Below are 19403 nucleotides of genomic sequence, written 5' to 3' on the forward strand. Positions count from 1 at the left end.
GGCTCGCCTCCCTTATTCGTTCGAGGAATCGTTGATGTCCGGCGCGGCCCCGCCGCCGCCGTGATCGCCAGAGCGCACGACATGCGCGGCCGTCGAAGCGCCATGCGCGATGTGCTGGCGACGTTGCAGCCGTTGCGCCCAGTCGGGCGACTTGTCGGTGGATGCTGGAGATGCGTTATCGGCAGTTGCCGACGACGTAGATGTCTGGCTTGCAGCTTCGGGAGAAGTGGCCGATGCGCCTGTGCTTGTGCCGGCAGCAGGCGCTACGCGGTCACGCACAGCACGGGCACCAGCCGCAACACGCTCGCCAGCGGCCTGCGCTCCGCTGCGCGCGACGTTGGCCATGCCTGCGCCGAAAGCACGCGCGCCTGTCGCACCGGATGCGGTTGCACCGGCGCGATAGGCCGATGCGGCACCCCCGGCTGCGCGTGCCGTGCCGACTGCGCCGCGCGCGGCAATGCGTGCGCCGGCCGCGACTGCCGCACCGCCGGTCGTTACGGCGGCACCACCGGCGACGGCAAGACCCGCGACGCCCAACGCCGTACCCGCAGCAGCACCCGCACCGAGCTGCGGCGCACCGGACACCAGGCCCGTCGCAATGCCCGGCCCGAAGATGCCGAGACCCAGCATCGTGAGCGAGGCGAGCATGATGGCGAGCGCGTGATTCAGCGAGGGATCGGCGCCGGCTGGCGTCTGGAACTGCCCGAAGATTGTCGAGCCGATGCCGACGATCACGGCGAGCACCAGCACCTTGATGCCCGACGACACCACATTGCCGAGCACCTTCTCGGCGAGGAAGGCGGTCTTGTTCCAGAGCGCGAACGGCACCAGCACGAAGCCCGCGAGCGTGGTCAGCTTGAACTCAATCAGCGTCACGAAAAGCTGCACGGCCAGGATGAAGAAGCTGATGACCACGATCACCCAGGCAAGCAGCAGGATCACGATCATGTCGATGTTGCTGAAGACCGCGGTAATCCCGTTGGACATCGTGCCGACCTGTTGCAGAATCGGCTGACCAGCCTGAACACCGACGGCAGCCAGGCGTCCCGGTTGCAGGAAGTTGCCGATACTCAGCGACGAACCCGTGGCGAGCAGGCCGAGGCCCACGAACGAGCGAAACACGATGCCCGCGAGCGTGTTGAAGTTGCCGATGATGTAGGCGAAGGCACCGACGTAGAGCGTCTTGCGGATCAGCTTCGCCAGCACTTCCTCGCCGCCCATCGCCCAGAACAGGCCCGCGAGCGTCATGTCGATGACGATCAGCGTGGCTGAGAGGTACGCGACTTCGCCGTGCAGTAGGCCGAAACCAGAGTCGATGTATTGCGAGAAGACGGCCAGGAACTGATCGATGACGGAAAGATCGTTCATGGCCGATCTCCTTGCGACGCCTCGAAGCTCGCTGGAATCGGCGGCAGCTCGGCAAGCGTCTGGTACTCGCCGGCATCGCCCAGCCCGAGGAAGAAACGCCGTGCATACGCGGCATTCACCAGGCGGCATGTGGCGTTGTCCGTGTCAGGATGTGTAACGGCACAGCGATGGCGCAGCGCGTAAAGCTGCTGCGGATCGTGCGCAAGAGCATCGACCGTCAACGCTGGCTCACGCCGACCGCAAGCGGTCAGCACGGCGATCATGGACAGGACCAGTGCGCGGCGCATGGCCGTCAGTTCCCGTAGAAGCTCACCGACTGCGGCGTGTATTGCGGGCCGCTGCCGATGAAGCGAGTACGGACCTGCTGGGCCTGCGCCTCGTCGGCCGCGGCACGCGCCTGGTCCAGTGCGGTGGCGCGCTGCTGCGACACGGTGAGCTGCTGCGACTGCATCGCCTGACGTGCTATCAGCGCGAGCAACTGATTGGTCGCCTGGCTCGCCTGCAAGGCACCGACCGCGCCCTGACTCTGCGTTACCAGGCTGCTCAGTACGCCCTGGTCGGACAGCAGGTTTTGCGCGGCCTGCGACTGCATCTGGGTCGAGGTCTGCAATGCCTGCACTGAGGTCTGCCAGCGCGTTTGCGCGTCCTGTACCATCTGCGCGCTGCTCGTGCTCGCGCCATAGGACGACGGATACAGACGATTGAACGTCGCCTGCGACTGCGCGACGTTGAATGTCAGCCCCTGCGCCTGCGAAATCAACTGGTTCGTCGTCGCCAGTGTGGACAGCAACTGCGATAGCGAGTTGAAGTTCAGGCTCGTGAGATTGCGGCCCTGGTTGACCAGCATCGTCGCTTCGTTCTGCAACTGCTGGATCTGGTTGTCGATCTGTTGCAGCTCACGCGCGGCGGTCAGCAGGTTCTGCGAATAGTTGGCCGCGTCGAACACCGCCCACTGTGCGAAGCTCGTGGATGACACCGACAGCAACAAAGCCGTGACGACGGCCAGCCCGGTCTTCTTCATGGCTGAATCTCCGATGGCGTGAGGAACGAAGGCATGAGGTCGGCGGCCCAATCGAGTCCGCTATGACGCAGCCAGGCCCCCGCGAAGCCAGGCGTGCCGGCGTTCAGCAGCACGCGGTCGATGTCGCGCTGGTCTTGCGGGGTGGACGCGCCAACGAATGCCAGCGTGGCGGGCCCGAGGTCGAGGTCGAACAGGCGATTGCCTAGACGCGACTGGTAGTAGTAGTCGCGCTTGGGTTCGGCGGTGGCGACGATCTCGATCTGCCGGCTGTTGAGGCCGAAACCTTCGTAGATCATGCGAATCTGAGGCTCGGTCGCCTGTGGGTTCGGCAGGAAGATGCGGCTCGCGCAACTCTCGATGATCGCGGGCGCGATGCTCGAATCCTTGATGTCGGCGAGCGACTGCGTGGCAAAAATCACGCTGACGTTCTTCTTGCGCAGCGTCTTGAGCCACTGGCGGATGCGCGCGGCGAACACCGGGTCATCGAGGAACAGCCAGGACTCGTCGAGGATCAGCAGCGTCGGCGCACCGTCGAACCGCTCATCGAGGCGTGCGAACAGGTAACCGAGCACGGCGAGCACGGCCGCCTTGCTCGGCATCAGCTCCTCCATCTCGAAGCCCTGCACGTCGGCGCTGCCGAGCCGATCATGGTCGGCATCGAGCAGCCGGCCGTGTGCGCCACCGAGCACGTAAGGCGCGAGTGCCTGGCGCAGCGCATTGGACTGGAGCAGTACCGACAGGCCCGTGAGCGTGCGTTGTTCGATGGGCGCACCGGCGAGGCTGCCGAGTGCCGACCATACGGCCGCCTTCTCGTCGGGGCCGACTGCGATGCCTTCGTGCATCAGGCGGCCTTCGACCCATTCGGCGGCCCAAGTGCGGTAGCTTTCGCGGTCGATGCGTGCGAGCGGCTGGAACGCGATCGCGCCATCGGAGCCGAGGTCGTAGTGCTCGCCGCCAAGGCCGTGGATCGTGGCGCGCATCGAGCGCCCCATGTCGAAGGCAAAGATGCGCGAGCCGCGATAGCGGCGGAACTGCATCGCCAGCGTGGCAAGCAGGACCGATTTACCCATGCCGGTCGGGCCGACCACGAGCGTATGGCCCACGTCGCCGATGTGCGTGATCAGCCGGAATGGCGTATCGCCATCGGTGCGAGTGACGATCAGCGGCGGACCGTCGAGATGCCTGTTCTTCTCCGGCCCGGCCCATACCGCGGAGAGCGGCATCAGATGCGCAAGGTTCAGCGTGGAAATGCTCGGCTGGCGCACGTTGGCGTAGGCGTGCCCGGGAATCGACGACAGCCACGCTTCAACCGCATTGAGGGTTTCGGGGATCGTGATGAAGCCCCGGCTCTGGATCGTGCGTTCCACCCGCCGCAGCTTTTCGTCGGCGGCCGCCGCGTCCGTATCCATAACCGTAACGGTCGCCGTCACGTAACCAAACGCCACCTGATCGCTGCCGAGTTCCTGCAAGGCGGCATCGGCATCCATCGCCTTGTTGCTGGCGTCGGTATCGACGAGCGGCGATTCCTGCTGAAAGATCGTTTCGCGCAGCAGTGCGATGACGTTCTTGCGCTTGGCGAACCATTGCCGGCGCAGCCGCGTCAGTTCTTTCTCGGCTTCGGCCTTGTCCAGACAGAGGAAGCGCGTGGACCAGCGATAGGCGAAAGCCAGGCGGTTGAGGTCATCGAGCAGGCCCGGCCAGGTCGAAGTCGGAAAACCACGCACCGTCACGACCCGCAGGTGCTGGTTGCCGAGCATGGGCGCAAGACCGCCGATCAATGCCGAGTCGGCCAGTAGCGCATCGAGATGAAACGGCACCTCGGGCACACTGATGCGGTAATGCCGCGTCGAGATGGTCGCGTGCAGGTACGTGAGCGTTTCGCTGTCGTCCAGCCAGGCGATCTCCGGCATCACTCCATCGAGCAGGTCGAACACGCGGTCGGTTTCGGCGACGAAAGCCGCGAGCCGTTCGCGCCAATCCACGCCAGAAGTGGGCGTGTTTTCGTACAGGAGCTTCGCGGCGCGTGCGCGCGATTCCTCCGGCGGCAGGTACACCAGTGTCAGGTGATAGCCACTCTCGTAGTGGCTACCGGCCTGCTCGAATGCAGCGCGACGTTCTTCGTCCACGAGCCACGACAACGCCTCGGGAAACTCCGAGCGCGGATAGTCGGCCGCCGGCCGGCGCTCGGCGTCGATAAACAAGGCCCAGCCCGATCCCAGGCGGCGCAGCGCATTATTCAGGCGCGCGGTCGTGGCGATCAGTTCGCCCTGCGTGGCGCTATCGAGATCCGGCCCGCGAAAGCGCGCCGTGCGCTGGAAACTCCCGTCCTTGTTCAGAACCACACCGGGCGCGATGAGTCCGGCCCACGGCAGCCAGTCGGCAAGCATGGCGGGACGCTGGCGATATTCGGCGAGGTACAACATGGCATCGTCCTCACACGTCCAGCAACGATTTGTGCTTCAGGTGCCGTGCGAAGACCTGCATGAACTGCGGATCGACTTTCGCGCCCCACACGGCGAGCGAATGGCTGATCAGCCACAGCGCGATGCCAGGAATCCACAGTTGCAGGCCCAGCCCGACGGCAGCGGCAAGCGTGCCGTTGGCGATTGCCACGGTGCGCGGCGCACCGCCCATCAGGATTGGTTCGGTGAGCGACCGATGCAGCGGCACCTCGAAACCGAGGGTGATGGTGGCTGGCTCGTTCATGCCACCACCGCGCCGCCGGAGAAGCTGAAGAACGACAGGAAGAAGCTCGATGCCGCGAAGGCGATCGACAGCCCGAACACGATCTGGATCAGACGACGGAAACCGCCGCTGGTGTCGCCGAACGCGAGTGTGAGGCCGGTCACGATGATGATGATGACGGCGACGATCTTGGCGACCGGCCCCTGGATTGAGTCGAGAATGGATTGCAGCGGCGCTTCCCACGGCATGTTCGAGCCGCTGGCCTTCGCGGTGCCGGTCAGCGCCAGCATTACGACGGCGAGCATGAGTCCCAGTCGTGCGGGCACGACCAGGCCGCGAAGACGTGCAAGCGGATTTACGGAAAAACGCAGAACATGCGCGTAGCTCATGAGGGTTCTCCAGAGGGAAGCACGGATGGGGATGGCGACGGCAAGGCGTCGCAAAGCAGGTAGCCGGTGGCATCGAAGCCGGTCACGCGGGCGATGCGCTCGATGCGACGACGCCGGCCACGGCCGGCGATGTGGATGACGACGTTGACCGCCTCGGCAATTAGCGCGCGCGGCGGATTCACGGCAACTTCGAGGATCAGTTGTTCGAGACGCAGCAGCGCGCCCAAAGCGGAGCCGGCATGGATCGTGGCAATGCCGCCGGGGTGGCCGGTGCCCCAGACCTTGATGAGATCCAGCGCTTCGCCGCCGCGCACCTCGCCGACGATCACGCGGTCGGGCCGCAGGCGCATCGTGGCGCGCACCAGTTCGGTCATCGACACGACGCCCGCGCGTGTGCGCAGCGGTACGTGGTCGTGCGCCGTGCATTGCAGTTCGATGGTGTCTTCGAGTACCAGCACGCGATCGCCGGTGGTGGCGATCTCTGCGAGCAAGGCATTGGCAAGCGTGGTCTTCCCTGTGCTGGTGCCGCCGGCGACTAGGATATTCAGGCGCTCGCGCACCGCATCACGCAGGAATTCAGCCTGTTCGGTGGTCATCATGCCGTCGGCGACGTAGCGATCCAGCGGGATCACACCGACCGCGCGCTTCCGCAATGCGAAGGCTGGGCCGGGAGCCGCTGGCGGCAGGATGCCCTCGAAGCGTTCGCCGGTTTCCGGTAATTCGGCGGTCAGCAGTGGCTGGCCGCGATGTACCTCCGCTCCGACATGCGCGGCGACCAGGCGGATGATGCGTTCGCCGTCTTCCTCGGACAGCTCTGCGCCCATCGGCGCGCGGCCGGACGAGAGGCGATCAATCCAGAGCGTACGGTCTGGATTGAGCATGATTTCCACCACGTCCGGGTCATCGAGCGCTGCGGCGATGAGCGGCCCCATCGCCGTGCGCAACATGCGGATGCGCCGATCGAGCGACGTGGTGGCGAACGACTGCGGCTGCGCGCTCATGAGGCACGCTCCTGCGCTTCGACCTGGGCCGCTGCATCGTCCAGCCGTTCGGCGTCGGGGTTTAGCTCTTCCACCACCTCACGCACCAGACTGCGCCCGCGCATCAGGTGGCGGCCGAGTTGTTCGACAAACTGCTCGAACCGCACTTTGCCTTGCGCGCGAGCGGCATCCTGATGTGCTTCGGGAACCGGCGTGCTGACCGTGAGGAAGTAGCGGACGAACAGCGCCAGCGTCTCGATCTCGATGTTCTGGTCTCGCTCCAGTTTCTCGAACTGGCGCGAGAGTCGGTCGAGCCGTTTGGCAATCGCCGCTTCGCGCTGGTCGCCCGCGTCGGGCGAAAGCCAGGACGCGAGTGCCGCTGCGACGATCGACGACTTCGACACGCCTTTCTTCGTCGCCAGTTCATCGAGGCGTCGGGCATGCTCGGGCGGGATGAACAGATTGAGGCGGTACTGGCTCATACCTGGAGTCCGTCATCGTGATCGAGGGACGCCAGCCGGGCCGTGCGTTGCATGGCTGGGTCAAACTGGCGAGGGAGCGGCAGCGGTAAGTCGTCGTCATCGAGCAGCGCGAGGTCGCTGTCGGCGGGCTGCCGTTCGGGGCTGTATTCGGAGACTTCCGACAGCTCCGGCTGTCGGCGCGGGCCGCCATCGTCGGCCGTGCCCGTGTCGTCACCGACCAGGCCAGCGGCAACCGACGCGGCAGGTACGGTGGGAATCGCCAGACCGCTCCAGTCGTCGGGGCGAACGGGCGGCGCGTCGGTGTAGTGCCCAGCCGCAAGTAGGGGGGCGGCAATACGCGGCGCCGGAAATTGGCGTCGGTGTAATAGCGCAGCTTCTTCGCGCGGATCGGTGCCAGGCTGGAAACCATCATCACGGCGTCATCGGTCGGGAGCTGCATCACCTCACCCGGCGTCAGCAGCGGCCGTGCGGTTTCCTGCCGTGAGACCATCAGATGCCCGAGCCACGGTGCGAGCCGGTGGCCGGCGTAATTGCGCTGTGCGCGCAACTCGGTGGCGGTGCCAAGCGTTTCGGAAATACGCTTGGCCGTGCGTTCGTCGTTGGTGGCGAACGTCACACGTACATGGCAGTTGTCGAGAATTGAATGGTTCTGGCCATAGGCTTTGTCGATCTGGTTGAGCGACTGCGCGATCAGGAAGCTGCGGATGCCATAGCCGGCCATGAACGCCAGCGCTGTCTCGAAGAAGTCGAGCCGACCCAACGCGGGGAATTCGTCGAGCATCAGCAGCAGCTTGTGGCGACGCGCGATACCGTCGCTGCCGTCGAGCGATTCGGTCAGGCGTCGGCCGATCTGGTTGAGGATCAGGCGCACCAGCGGCTTCGTGCGGCTGATGTCCGACGGCGGCACGACGAGGTACAGCGAGACGGGATGCTCGGATGCGATCAGGTCAGCAATGCGCCAGTCGCAGCGTGAGGTGGCTTCGGCCACCGTGGGATCGCGGTACAGGCCGAGGAACGACATGGCCGTGGACAGCACACCCGACCGCTCGTTGTCGCTCTTGTTGAGCACTTCGCGCGCGGCGGATGCGACGACGGGATGCGGTGCATCGCCCTGGTGCTTCGTCGTCATCATCCGGTGCAGCGTCAGCTCGAACGGACAAGCGGGATCGGACAGGAAGTTGGCGACGCCGCGCAGCGTCTTGTCCTCACCCGCATAGAGCACATGCAGGATCGCGCCGACCAGCAGCGCATGCGAGGTCTTCTCCCAATGGTTGCGACGTTCGAGCGCGCCCTCGGGATCGACCAGGATGTCCGCGATGTTCTGTACGTCGCGCACCTCATGCGCGCCGCGCCGGACTTCGAGCAGCGGGTTGTACGCGGCCGACTTCGCATCGGTCGGGTTGAACAGCAGGCAGTGTGAGAAACGTGCGCGCCAGCCGGCGGTGATCGCCCAGTTCTCACCCTTGATGTCGTGGATGACGGCCGAGGCCGGCCAAGTGAGCAATGTGGGGATCACCAGGCCCACGCCCTTACCGGAGCGCGTGGGAGCGAAGGTCAGAACGTGTTCCGGGCCTTCGTGGCGCAGGTACTGGCCATCATGTAGGCCGAGAAAGACGCCCGCTGGTTGCGTCAGGCCGGCCTTGCGAATATCGCGGGCGTCGGCCCAACGTGCCGAGCCGTAAGTGGTAACCAGGCGCGATTGCCGCGCACGCCATACCGACATGCCGATGGCGACGCCCGCAGCCGTGACGCCGCTCGCGGCGGCAATGGCACCGCCCTTGAGAAACAGACGCGGCGCATAGGCGTCGTACCAGTACCACCACTCGAACAGCCGCCACGGGTGATAGAACGGAATGCCAAGGCAGTCGAACCAGGGCGAGCCAAGGCGTAGCTGGTAGCCCAGGTGTGCGGCGGTCCATTGGGTAGCACCCCAAGTTCCCGCGACCACGATGCCGAATACCGCCAGCATCTGGCCGAACAGCACACTGGTCCCGTTCATGCCAGCCTCCGATTTCCTTCTGCTTCATGCGGCGAGTACGTGCCGCACAGCCAGGAGCATCGGTACCAGGTCAGTGCCGGTCAAAGACCGTTATCGGAAGAACTATCGAGAAAACAGCAAGATTTCTAGTTGGATATATGTATCGCGCATCGCAGCGCATTCGCGCGTGCAGCAGCATAAGTAGCAACGACGCCAGAAAATTTGTCGTGTGCCAACGATTCAGAACTTCGGCGCGTCCTTCGGCGGTGTGTACTGCGGACCATTACCTATGAACAGCCGATGCCGAGCTTCAGATGCGGCATTGCATTCGGCCACCGGCATTTTTTCGTTGTCGTTTGCGCATTGCTTCTCCACGTCATGGAGTTGATCTGGATGGGAAGCTAGCGATTCCGCTGTATCAGTTGGGGCGGATTTACTGCACGCGCCCAGGACCAAGGCAAGCACAACCAATATGATCTTGTTCATGGCTCGACTTCCTTCGAAGCATTGGCGCCTGGCGGTACGGCAGACTCCTTCGTAGCAGTAGATTGGATAGTGCAGACTCTCTCGATGAATCTTATCAACGTCTCTGAGGGCTCGTTGTCTAAGCGAAGCAGATAGGTCGTGAGCATAGGCGTTTGTCCAGCTAGTGGGCGTGCCACCACGCCCGACTCGGAGCTAGTGTGAATCTGCGAGGCACCTACCAGACCCAAAGCGAAACCTGCCGCTACCAATGCCATCATGAGGTTCACAGATGACACGGTTTCTGCGATCAGTGGTTCTTTATCGACTCGCCGCAGCACACGTTCGATCTGCCTTGCATAGCCTTCGCAAGCGTGGGGATCTCCAAGCACCAATGGATAGCGCAGCAATTCTTCCAGCGGGATTTGCTTATACGTCAGCAGTGGATGCCGAGCTGGAACCGCCACCATTAAAGGATCGTTCCAGACGGGTTCAGCGATGATTCCGTCGCCGACCTCATCTGACCGAGCGAACCCCACGTCGTACAGGTCGTCGTGCAACCCTTTGATCTGATTTTCCAGCAGAACTTCGGACAGACGTATCTCGATCTCTGGTTCTTCTTGACGGCATAACGCGAGAAAAGTAGAGAAGCGCGATGGCGGTATGCCGTCCGAAAGTGCAACTCTCAATTGACCGCGAAATCCGTTGGCGGCGGCTTTCACGCTGTCGCGCGCCTGCTGCAAAGCTGTGAAGACGCGCGGCACATGCTCTAAGAAAAAAATTCCTGCTCGGGTTAGTCGGGTGCTTCGTGTGGTGCGTACAAAAAGCTGAACGCCCAAATCTTCTTCTAGCTCCTTGATTGCCCTTGACAGAGGAGACTGTTCAATGTGAAGCCGCTCCGCCGCACGAGCAAAGTGCAGTTCCTCGGCGACAGCGATAAAACAGCGCAGATGGCGCAGCTCCATAGTTGAGCCTCCGTGCAACTATTGGTGATCTGAATAGACAAATGCCTCCATGTGCTGCTCGCATCCTTGAAACCGCGTTCCACGTCATCGACCAGAAAACGCAGCGCGGCGCACTGTTCAATTCGCCGACGACGGTGAAAACGTAGGCGGCTATGCTGCGCAACGACAAGGCACAACGTATCTCTCACAGCGCGACACCCACCTTTCACTCATGTATCGTCACGTCGTCCAGTCGACGTGGCAATTGGACCGCAGCGAGAAAGGCAGAGGCGTGAATGCCACAGAGGATTAGAAACGCCCACCCGTATGCACTTGAGACCGCATGGCCCACACCGAAGGACTTTAGCTTCCACGCCAGGAATGTCGCGCAAAGAGTAGTCATCGTCGGTCCACCGAGGCGCTGAACGATGTTGAGCGAAGTCGTCGCCATCGGCATTCGCGCTCTGCGTACCGAAGCATAGGCGGCCGTCAGCGACGGCAGCCCCACGCCGCTCATCCCCATTCCTCGTAAAAGCAGAGCGGGTATGAGCACCAAGAGGTTCAGCCCTTGGGCAGCGAGGTACAGCATGGGCAATGTGGCGACGAGCGTCAGAAGAGCGCCTCCCGCAGATACGAGCCGAATGCCGAATCTATCTGTCAGCGCGCCCATGAAGGGGTTGGTCAGCATCATGCCGATGCCAAGCGGCGCGAGCATCCAGCCCATTTCAGTGGGCGTCCGGCCGCACGCTTGGATGAGAAAGGCCGGGATAAGCATCTGTCCGGCGAACATGCCGCCGTTCGACAGGAATTGCGTGATGGCAGCAGTGGAAAAGACCTTGCCCTTGAACAGCCGCAGATCAATCAGCGCATCGTCCCCCTTTCGCCGCGCTGTCCACAGGAAAGACACCATCATCGCGACGCTGCCTGCCAAAATAATGCGCCCCGCCGTGTCGTCTAGGCGCTCGGAGCCATACAGAAACATCACCAGTCCGGGCGAAAGCAGCGCGAGACCGAGCCAGTCCAGAGTCCGTCGCGTCGTCTCGTTTCGGTCGTTCGGAAGGAACAAGACCACCAGTAGAAGGGCGACCACCCCGACCGGCAGATTGACCAGAAATAGCCAGCGCCACGACGTATATTGCAGGATGACGCCCGCAATGACGGGACCAAGGACGGGGGCCAGCAGGACGGGAAGCGCCATATAGCCCGCCACCCGCGCCATCTGCTTACCTGCCGCCCGCGCGATCATCATCTGGGTCATGGGCGCCAACAGGCCGCCGCTAATGCCCTGCAATACGCGGAACCCAATCAATGAGGGCGCCGACCAGGCAAGGCCGCACAGCGCCGAGGACAAGGTGAACGCCGAGAAGCACCAGAGATAGAGCGCCTTGGCGCCGATGCGGTCGACCAGCCATCCATTCAACGGCAGAACCAGGGTGAGCGCCAACAAATAGCCGCTCGTAACCCACTGGATCGTCGAAAGGCTACTTTTCAGCTCCACCGCGAGGTTTGACAGGGAGACGTTGACGATGGTCGCGTCAAGCTGTGCGAGCAGAGCCCCGAACAGCGCGACACCGGCAATTTTCCAAACTGAGGGATCAAGCCGGTCCGTCGTAGGCGCATCCGCAACCTCGACGGCTTTAGGAGAGTTTTGTGGCATGGCCGCCATTGAACCGGCCGAAATGCCGGGCCGAAAACAGTGAGATCAGGAATGCGCCTGCGCCGAAGGCAACGATGTCGGCTGTATCCCTCAATTGGAAATCACCGACACGGCAGACCAGCAGGTAGCCGATAATGATATTGAAGAAACTCCAGAGCACATTTATGGTCGACGAAGACAGCCCTTCTCCCGGCGGCTTGGCGAACGGGCTCTGGAATGGCCGCCCCATCATGCCGCTCACGGCATGCGGCACCGCGTTCGCCAGGAAGAAGCCACCGAAGAAATAAGCAAGCAGGAGAAGCCAGGACATCTCAGGCGCTCCTTGTCGAAAGGAGATTGGCAATCTCTTTACTTGTGGCCGCCTCGCCAAGCTGCGGAAAGATCCGTTCAAGGCTGTTGGCATGTGCTTCCGCGCTCGTGTCTGTCATAGCGTCCACAGCGAGGGTGACGTTGAAGCCAAGTTCATGGGCGTGTCGCGCAGTCGACTCGACACCCACGCTCGTCGCGACGCCGCAGACCACCACCTGGGTGATATCGGCGGATTTGAGGTACGCCTCAAGGTCAGTGCCTGTGAACGCGCCCCAAGTTTTCTTGGACACAAGATGATCCTGCGGCTGCTGATTCAGCTTCGGCAGCAGCTCTGACCAGTCCGGCGGGAACGCGCCGCCGACGTGGGGCTGGCCCGTCCGGCCCGGCGCCATCCCGACGACGTTCACCAGAACGACAGGAAGGCCACGTTGCCGGAAGGTTGCCGCCAGATGACTGGCGTTCTCTAACACGTCTGCAAAGGGATGGGCGGTAGGAATCGATGCAACGATCTTCTGCAGATCGATGACGATCAGCGCGGTTTTCGAATCAAGTTGAGTTGCAGCCATGTAGGTCTCCTACGGGTTTGAAGTTGATGTTCCTGCGCACTGCCCCCATTGACGCTGCGAACGAACGTCAGGAATCGCCGACCTGTCGGATGATCGGGATCGCGGCGACAAGCGCCTCCAAGTCAGCCGGATCGAGTTGGCCGAGGGCTCCGACCAACCAGTTTCGCTTCATGGCGCGGTGGCTGGTTCTCACCGCCACACCAGCCGCAGTCAGCACAAAAAGGATCTGACGACGATTCGTCGGGTGGGGTCGGCGCTCGATCAGTCCTTCCTGCTCAAGGCTCCCCAGGATGACGCCCATCGACTGCGGCTTCATCAGTTCTGCGCGCGCTAGATCCGCGGTCGTCATGGGTCCGCTTTGTTCGAGGCGAGCCAGGGCGCCCATCTGCGAGAGGGCCAACTCAGTCGGATTGGCTTCAGTGCGTAGTCGGCGCAACACGCGACTGATCGCGGCCGTGAGGTCCTTCGCAACAATGTCCAAGGCGGGATCAGTTGTCATAACTGCACTATATTATATAGAAGATAAACTTGCAAGTTTATCTTTTACTTAACGCCTTTGATCTGCTCTTAGGGACATCAAAATAGTTCCTGTGAGAATTTACAGGTTACGGCCGATATGCTTTTTCCAGCACCACTTAGGAGACGTTCGTGCGTGCTCCAAGCAGCGCAACAAGCCTAGGACAATCGGCACTTACCGACCTCGTTGATACCCGAGCATCCAAGTCGTGCCTGTCCTGTTGACCGTTGCTGTAAGTTGCTGTCCCAGCCTTTGTTCGATCACCGGCTTCCACGGCACCAGCGAGAACCTCGCGCCGTCATCAAGCATTGCGTAGCGCCCGCTGGCGAGCATGACGCTGCGTCGGTAGATGCCAGCGACGCGCTGCCCGTCGGCAACCGGCCGATGCTCCAGGCCAGTTTCGGCAGCAATGTCCTTTGTGGTCTGCGCCAGTTCTCTCCCCCGCAACGTCGCCAGCAGGTTGCGGGCGAGCACAACGCGCTGCCCGCGCTGCACGGCCAAGCCCCGTTCGACCAGGAAATCGGCTCGCTCGCGCAGCGCGTCCTTCACGTCGGCACCAAAGCCCATGTCGCCCAGACCTTTGCCGCCGCCGATCAATTGTTGGTCAAGCCAGGTGGCACCGATTACGCGGGCCTGCCTTTCGATGGGCAGGTGCGATTTCAATTCCACCGCCACGCCGCCGCCGAGCCGCTGCGCGTCGTACTGGCGGCCTCGCTCGGGCAGGTCGTCGGAGATGCGCCAGACGCCTTCGGCCTCGCGCTCTACGATGCCGGCCCGGCGCAGGGCTTCGAGCCGGCGCACATGGGCGGCTACCACTTCGCGCGGGTCGCGGTCGGGCGTGGCCTGACTTTGGACGACGGCCAGGTGATGATCGGTGCGGTACACGCCATCGACGGCCAGCGCGGCGAGGTTGCGGTCAGCAGCGCGCATGTCGGCGGCGCCTTTCACCTCCACCACGGCGCCGGTCGGGTACTGCTCCAACTCCGACCGCGGTGGCAGTGCGACGTAGTGCGCCTTGCCGTCCGTGCCATCGACGATCAGATAGCCCTTGTCGTACAGCTCGTCGGCCAGCCCCTTGCCGGTCACGCGACCGATGAGAGTGCGACCATCGCTGCCCGGCTCGAACACGGCCAGCTCGCGCTGTTGGCCGCTCATGGCGCGCTGCATGGTGCGGATGATGTCGCCGCGCGCGCCCATTGCCCGCAAGGTCGGTTCGGCGTCGGCGTGGACGGCCCACGTACCGGGCGGCTGCTCGGTCGCCAGTCCCATGCGCTGCAAGTGTTGCAGGCGACCGATCAGCACTTGCCGCTGGCGTTGCAGCCGGGGGTCGGCGAAGCGTTCGACGCGCACCAGGCCGTCGTCGCCGGCCTCGCGCTGCAAGCTGCGATCCAGCCCCGTCCACCGCTCCCGTTCCACCTCGCGCAGCATGGCGCGCTGCATCTCCAGTTCGGTGCGCGGCCCAAGCCATTCCGTCGCCAGCTCCGACGCCCGACGGCGCATCCCCTCGGCGATGTAGTCGCGGGAAATGATGAGGTCTTTGCCGGTGTCGTCCTTGCCGCGCAGGACGACGTGCGTGTGCGGGTTATCCGTATTCCAGTGATCGACAGCAACCCACTCCAGCCGCGTGCCCAGGTCGGCTTCCATGCGTGCCATCAGGTGCCGCGTGTAGGTGCGCAGGTCGTCGAGCTGTTCGGCATCCTCCGGCGAGACGATGAACCGGAACTGGTGCCGGTCGCCTTCGCCGCGCTCCTTGAACGCTTCGAGGTCGGCATCGTCGGTCGTCGGTCCGTAGGCGTGCCCTGCCCCACCCTGTCGATCGACGCCTTCGCGCTCGATGTAGCGCAGGTGCGCGGCGGTCGAACGCGGCCCGGCCTGCGTCAGATTGACCAGCCGCATCTTGATCGTGACACGCCGGGCGTTTGCACCCAGCCCGCGACCCGCGAAGCGCGCCGCAACGTGGCCGCGCCCCAACCGGGAACCGGGGCGCTGGCCGACCTTGCCGGCTGTCTTGCCGAGCTTCGCGCCGGCCTTGTTCGCCTGCCGCAGCACCTTGTTGACGTAGGCATCGCCGCGCTGTTTCGGCGCACCAGGGCGGACGCGGAAGTGGTCGTCGTCGCGCTGGCTCATGGAGCGGTTCCATCCAAGACCATCGCACTCCGGCGCGCAAAGCACGCGCTTTCGCCAATGCCGAGGCGGCGTTGTGCACCTTCGCGGCACGCTGCCGCCCCTTGGCGCGTGCCGCGCCAACCCCACGTGCAGACGAGGCTTTCAAGCGGCCATGTGCCGCGACCTTTTATCTTGCCTTCCGCCTTTGCCCTGCGCTGTCGCTCCGGGCATCGGCGGCCCGGCGGCGCTGCGCTGCATGCAGCCAGCGCGCCCGGGAACGCGGCCACGGCCCCCGGCCGGGCGCGTTCAAGACAAGATGCCTGCACGTGAGAAAGCGTCGGCGGACGTTGGGCGGCGTCCGGCGCCTGATACGCAAGATCGGCGCTCGCACGACACGAGCGACGACACGGCGACGGCCAGCAGGACGACACGCCGGATGGCACGATCGAATGCACAACGCCATGCAATGGATCGACGGGCATCATCGGCGTGTCTCCAGCCAGACCGGATGCGCAACACCGATCACGGTGGATGCAGCAATCGGCCCAAAATACCGGCTGTCGAAGGATGCCGGACTGGTCGCGCTCAACAGGAACAGCTCGCCTGATTCGAGGCGGCGGCACTGCGGCCAGGATCGCAGCGGACGCCCCATGCGGTCGGCAGGTAGCGCGGCGGCCACCGGCACGCCGTCGATATGCACACTGTGGCCGACGATACACACCCGTTGCGGTGCGACCGCGCCCACGCGCTTGAGCAGCGGAATGCCCGGCGGTAAGTAGCCGCGCCGCGCGGCCAGCGCAGCAGCGTCGGCTGGCAAATGGGTCAGGACTATGCTGCCGACCGGTAGCGAGTCAGCATGGCCATCGAACGCATCGACGCGATACCAGCCGACCGCCACGCTGTCGGACGGGTTGTAGGTCAGGCGCGGCAGCGGCGACACGAACGACGCCCAGGCCAGCGCAGCGAGGCCGCTGGCGGAGAGTGTCGCCAGCGCAAGGCGAGCGCGCAAGCGCGAACGAGGATGTGACGTGGTGCCGATGGTAGATGCAGCCGTCATGACAGAACCCTCCCGGCAAGCCAGGCCGCGTGCCGCTCGGCGGTGTACGCTGGCAGCGACAGGCGTGCGGCGAGTCGGTTGGCGAGCGTGCGCCAGTACGCGGGCGACACGGCGGCCGGTGCGATGCCTTGTGCCTCGATGGCGTCGAGTTGCGCCAGCACGGCGCGCACGGCGGGTTCGCGCTCGGCGTGCAGCAACAGTCGAGCGCCCGGCAGCACGCCGGGGATGCGCTGCGCCGCGTCCAGCGGCGTGCAAGCCTGCATCACCATGAGCTGCCAGCGCACCGTGCCGTAGTCGTTGGCGTGCCAGCGGATGCGGCAGAACATGGCGCCGGGCAGGAACACCGCGACCCGGCGCCAGCGGTCGAGCCGGATGATGCGCGCCGGCTCGCCGAAGCGCAGATACATGTCAATGCGCTGCTCGATGTAGGCGAGCGAAACGCGAGTCAGCGGTGCAATGTTGGCGTGACCGGCAGACACCGCTAGCAATGGCGGGCGTGCAGCCGTGGCCACGTTTGCGACTAACGAAACGGATGCGTTCATGGAAGATTGTCCGGGTGGTTCGCGGGAAACTCGCGTTCCAGCAGCGCGCGCAGCAGCTCGGCCACCGTCACACCTTGCGTGAAGGCCGACACCTTGATGCGCGCCCGCATGGCGGGCGTGATGTCGAGCGTCAGGCGCGCGGTGTACAGGTCGCCCTTGTTGAGCGCATCGGCGTCGCGCTGCCGAATCCACGCCTCGGCGTGCGGATTCGCAGGCGGACGTGCGCCGATGCCGATGCGTTTGCGACGCGCAGTCGTCATGTCAGCCACCGCAACAACTCGTCGGTGAGCGCGGCGATCTCGCGTGCAGCGGCGCTGTCGGGCGCCGTCTCGCATGCCAGCCGGCCAGCGGCCACGCTGTCGGCAAACACGATGCGCTGATGCACTTCCGCACGGAGCGCCGGCAGCGGCTGTTCGGCGAGCGCGCCGCGTGCTTCACGACCGATGATCGTCGTGCTGACGCGCCGGTTGATGACGAAGGCCGCGCGCAGCGCCGGCCGGAACACCTGCGCTTCGCGGATCAGCGCGACCATCTCGGCCGACGCCCACAAGTCGTAGGGGCTGGGCTGCACCGGGATCAGCACGCGCTCGGCTGCCAGCAACGCCGAGCGCGCCAGTGCGGCGATGCGCGGCGGCCCGTCGATGACGATGTGATCGGCACGGCGGGCCAGCTCCGGCGCTTCCTGGTGCAGGGTCTCGCGGGCCAGGCCCACGGCGCTGAACAGGCGCGGCAAGCCTTGTTGGGCGCGCCGCTGCGTCCAGTCCAGTGCCGAGCCCTGCGGGTCGGCATCGAGCAGGACGACATGCTGGCCGCGTAGCGCCAGCTCGCCAGCGATGTGCGTGGCGAGCGTGGTCTTGCCAACGCCGCCTTTCTGGTTGAGCAACGCGACGATCATGGCGCGGCCCTCCGTGTGGGAAAGCCAGGCTTTCGCGGTTGCATGTGGTGCCGTTTGGCGGTTGTCCACCGAAACGGCATGCTCTTACCAAAAGTTAGAGCTTTTAAGTTAGGTAAGTTAGAGAGCGCGGAAACCCGTGCCGTTATTGGCTTTCCGGCGATTTCGCACGCCTGATAGCACGATAGGGACACGCCTGATAGCACGATGCCCGGCACGCCTGATAGCACGAGGCCGTCCACACGTTTTCCCCGAGTTATCCCCGTGCCGTGAACGGCACGGGCCGGAAGGTCAGCAATTCGGTTCCGTCGTCCGGCATCTGCTCGATGCCGAGCACGTAGCCGGGCAGCGACTGCCGCGCGACCAGCGCGCGCAGATCGCAGGCGAAGTCGTAGGGCTTCGCCGTGCTGCCCGACTTGCGGTGCAGGTGTCGGAAGTCGAATTGCCAGCCATGCGGCTGTTTGCCGCCGTGCTTGCGCACCAGCCGGTACAGCCACCGCTCGATGCCGCCCGTCAGCCGGAAATACGCCGGATCGATTGTCAGCACCAACGCGGCATCGAGCACGCCTGCATAGAACCAGTCTGGCAGAATCAGCTCGATGCCCAGCGGCGTGCCGCGGGCGTCGGCCAGTTCCTTCCACTCGTTGATCCACGAGAAGCGATGCAGCCGGCGCCCGGTCGTCTCGCGGATGGACGTCGCCACGGTGGTCGATTGCAGCCGGTCGAGCGCGGCTTTCAGGCGCTGGTAGTCGCGCAGCGACACGCCGCGCCCGATGAAGCGCAGGATCTCGTAGGGTGTGGCGTGCATCAGCCGCGACGGCCGCAGGCCCGCGTCGCGCGCTTCCACGATCTGCGAGGCCGCCCAGATAAGCACGTCCGCGTCCCAGATGGTCGCTATGCCATGCTCCTGCGTGCCTTCCACGCGGATCGTGACGTTCCCGCTGCGAAAGTCGATCGGCGCGGTGCGCCGCGACTTCGCCAGCGAGAAGAACGGGTACGCCATCAAGTCCTGGGCGTCGCGCGGCACCATGTCGCCCGGCAAGGCGCGGAACAGGTCGAGCTGTTCCCGCTCCTGCGATGGGCTGGGTATGGCGATGGCCACCGGCGCGTCGCCCGTCAGCGCGCACGGCTATCAGCCGAGTGATGCTCGGCATATTCGGGATCGGACGTGGTTTCGTAGCTGCGCTGGTCAGCCCAGGCATCGAGGTCGGCCGCTGCGTACATGACGCGGCGGCCGAACTTGCGAAACTTCGGCCCGTTGCCGATCACGCGCTGTTTTTCGAGCGTGCGCGGCGACAGCCGCAGGTACTCGGCAGCTTCGTCGTTCGTCAGGTAGCGTTGGGGTTGTGCAGGCGTGGCAACGGGTGCAGCGGCAGGCTGCAAGGGAGCGGGACGCATCGGATAAACCTCCATCGGTCAGAAACGCCGGCAGCACCAGCGCAGCCGGA

At 64.4% G+C, this 19403-nt stretch carries 21 protein-coding genes and 1 pseudogene; all 22 read right to left on the reverse strand.

What is annotated here, in order from left to right:
* Positions 1-12: 12 nt before the first annotated feature.
* The 22 genes and pseudogenes from trbL to AB4850_RS24850 all read right to left on the reverse strand — a co-directional run bounded on the left by trbL (position 13) and on the right by AB4850_RS24850 (position 19353).
* Positions 13-1368, reverse strand: a complete 1356-nt coding sequence (gene trbL, locus AB4850_RS24745; RefSeq protein WP_414442122.1) for a P-type conjugative transfer protein TrbL — start codon at positions 1366-1368, stop codon at positions 13-15.
* Positions 1365-1655: a hypothetical protein gene (locus AB4850_RS24750; RefSeq protein ID WP_414442123.1), complete on the reverse strand. Its 291-nt coding sequence runs from the start codon at positions 1653-1655 to the stop codon at positions 1365-1367. The genes trbL and AB4850_RS24750 overlap by 4 nt, the downstream gene beginning before the upstream one ends.
* 5 nt (positions 1656-1660) lie before the next feature.
* Positions 1661-2389, reverse strand: coding sequence for a P-type conjugative transfer protein TrbJ (gene trbJ, locus AB4850_RS24755; RefSeq protein WP_414442124.1), 729 nt, complete (start codon positions 2387-2389; stop codon positions 1661-1663).
* Positions 2386-4812 carry a conjugal transfer protein TrbE gene (trbE, locus tag AB4850_RS24760; RefSeq protein ID WP_414442125.1) on the reverse strand — a complete coding sequence of 809 codons (2427 nt, stop codon included), beginning with the start codon at positions 4810-4812 and terminating at the stop codon, positions 2386-2388. The genes trbJ and trbE overlap by 4 nt, the downstream gene beginning before the upstream one ends.
* Positions 4813-4822: 10 nt before the next feature.
* Complete coding sequence (locus tag AB4850_RS24765) at positions 4823-5095, reverse strand: VirB3 family type IV secretion system protein (protein ID WP_414442126.1); 273 nt, start codon at positions 5093-5095, stop codon at positions 4823-4825.
* Complete coding sequence (locus AB4850_RS24770) at positions 5092-5463, reverse strand: TrbC/VirB2 family protein (RefSeq protein WP_414442127.1); 372 nt, start codon at positions 5461-5463, stop codon at positions 5092-5094. Before AB4850_RS24770 ends, AB4850_RS24765 begins: the two co-directional genes overlap by 4 nt.
* Complete coding sequence (trbB, locus tag AB4850_RS24775) at positions 5460-6464, reverse strand: P-type conjugative transfer ATPase TrbB (protein WP_414442128.1); 1005 nt, start codon at positions 6462-6464, stop codon at positions 5460-5462. The genes AB4850_RS24770 and trbB overlap by 4 nt, the downstream gene beginning before the upstream one ends.
* Positions 6461-6925, reverse strand: a complete 465-nt coding sequence (locus tag AB4850_RS24780) for a CopG family transcriptional regulator (protein ID WP_414442129.1) — start codon at positions 6923-6925, stop codon at positions 6461-6463. The genes trbB and AB4850_RS24780 overlap by 4 nt, the downstream gene beginning before the upstream one ends.
* Positions 6922-8924 (reverse strand): annotated as a pseudogene (locus AB4850_RS24785) (conjugal transfer protein TraG). Before AB4850_RS24785 ends, AB4850_RS24780 begins: the two are co-directional and overlap by 4 nt.
* 219 nt (positions 8925-9143) lie before the next feature.
* Positions 9144-9389 (reverse strand): EexN family lipoprotein, encoded by a 246-nt coding sequence (locus AB4850_RS24790; RefSeq protein WP_414442130.1) that lies wholly within the window; start codon positions 9387-9389, stop codon positions 9144-9146.
* Complete coding sequence (locus tag AB4850_RS24795) at positions 9386-10330, reverse strand: LysR family transcriptional regulator (protein ID WP_414442131.1); 945 nt, start codon at positions 10328-10330, stop codon at positions 9386-9388. The genes AB4850_RS24790 and AB4850_RS24795 overlap by 4 nt, the downstream gene beginning before the upstream one ends.
* A gap of 205 nt (positions 10331-10535) precedes the next feature.
* Positions 10536-11966 (reverse strand): DHA2 family efflux MFS transporter permease subunit, encoded by a 1431-nt coding sequence (locus AB4850_RS24800; protein WP_414442132.1) that lies wholly within the window; start codon positions 11964-11966, stop codon positions 10536-10538.
* The gene (locus AB4850_RS24805; protein ID WP_414442133.1) at positions 11947-12276 is read right to left on the reverse strand and encodes a hypothetical protein; all 330 of its coding nucleotides are present in this window, start codon (positions 12274-12276) and stop codon (positions 11947-11949) included. The genes AB4850_RS24800 and AB4850_RS24805 overlap by 20 nt, the downstream gene beginning before the upstream one ends.
* A 1-nt stretch (position 12277) precedes the next feature.
* Entirely contained in the window at positions 12278-12841 is a 564-nt protein-coding gene (locus AB4850_RS24810; protein ID WP_414442134.1) for an isochorismatase family protein, read from the reverse strand.
* Between the two features lie 67 nt (positions 12842-12908).
* Positions 12909-13340 (reverse strand): MarR family winged helix-turn-helix transcriptional regulator, encoded by a 432-nt coding sequence (locus AB4850_RS24815; protein WP_414442135.1) that lies wholly within the window; start codon positions 13338-13340, stop codon positions 12909-12911.
* A gap of 192 nt (positions 13341-13532) precedes the next feature.
* Positions 13533-15485, reverse strand: a complete 1953-nt coding sequence (locus tag AB4850_RS24820; protein WP_414442136.1) for a relaxase/mobilization nuclease domain-containing protein — start codon at positions 15483-15485, stop codon at positions 13533-13535.
* A 460-nt stretch (positions 15486-15945) separates the two neighbouring features.
* Positions 15946-16521 (reverse strand): S26 family signal peptidase, encoded by a 576-nt coding sequence (locus AB4850_RS24825; RefSeq protein WP_414442137.1) that lies wholly within the window; start codon positions 16519-16521, stop codon positions 15946-15948.
* The gene (locus tag AB4850_RS24830; RefSeq protein ID WP_414442138.1) at positions 16518-17063 is read right to left on the reverse strand and encodes a DUF2840 domain-containing protein; all 546 of its coding nucleotides are present in this window, start codon (positions 17061-17063) and stop codon (positions 16518-16520) included. The genes AB4850_RS24825 and AB4850_RS24830 overlap by 4 nt, the downstream gene beginning before the upstream one ends.
* Positions 17060-17323, reverse strand: coding sequence for a chromosome partitioning protein ParB (locus tag AB4850_RS24835; protein WP_414442139.1), 264 nt, complete (start codon positions 17321-17323; stop codon positions 17060-17062). The genes AB4850_RS24830 and AB4850_RS24835 overlap by 4 nt, the downstream gene beginning before the upstream one ends.
* Positions 17320-17958, reverse strand: a complete 639-nt coding sequence (gene parA / locus AB4850_RS24840) for a ParA family partition ATPase (RefSeq protein WP_414442140.1) — start codon at positions 17956-17958, stop codon at positions 17320-17322. The genes AB4850_RS24835 and parA overlap by 4 nt, the downstream gene beginning before the upstream one ends.
* A 253-nt stretch (positions 17959-18211) precedes the next feature.
* Positions 18212-18985 (reverse strand): replication initiator protein A, encoded by a 774-nt coding sequence (locus AB4850_RS24845; RefSeq protein ID WP_414445605.1) that lies wholly within the window; start codon positions 18983-18985, stop codon positions 18212-18214.
* A gap of 86 nt (positions 18986-19071) precedes the next feature.
* Complete coding sequence (locus tag AB4850_RS24850) at positions 19072-19353, reverse strand: helix-turn-helix domain-containing protein (RefSeq protein WP_414442141.1); 282 nt, start codon at positions 19351-19353, stop codon at positions 19072-19074.
* Positions 19354-19403 lie beyond the last annotated feature (50 nt).

This window comes from Burkholderia sp. 22PA0106 (genome assembly GCF_047497155.1).
GTDB lineage: Bacteria > Pseudomonadota > Gammaproteobacteria > Burkholderiales > Burkholderiaceae > Burkholderia.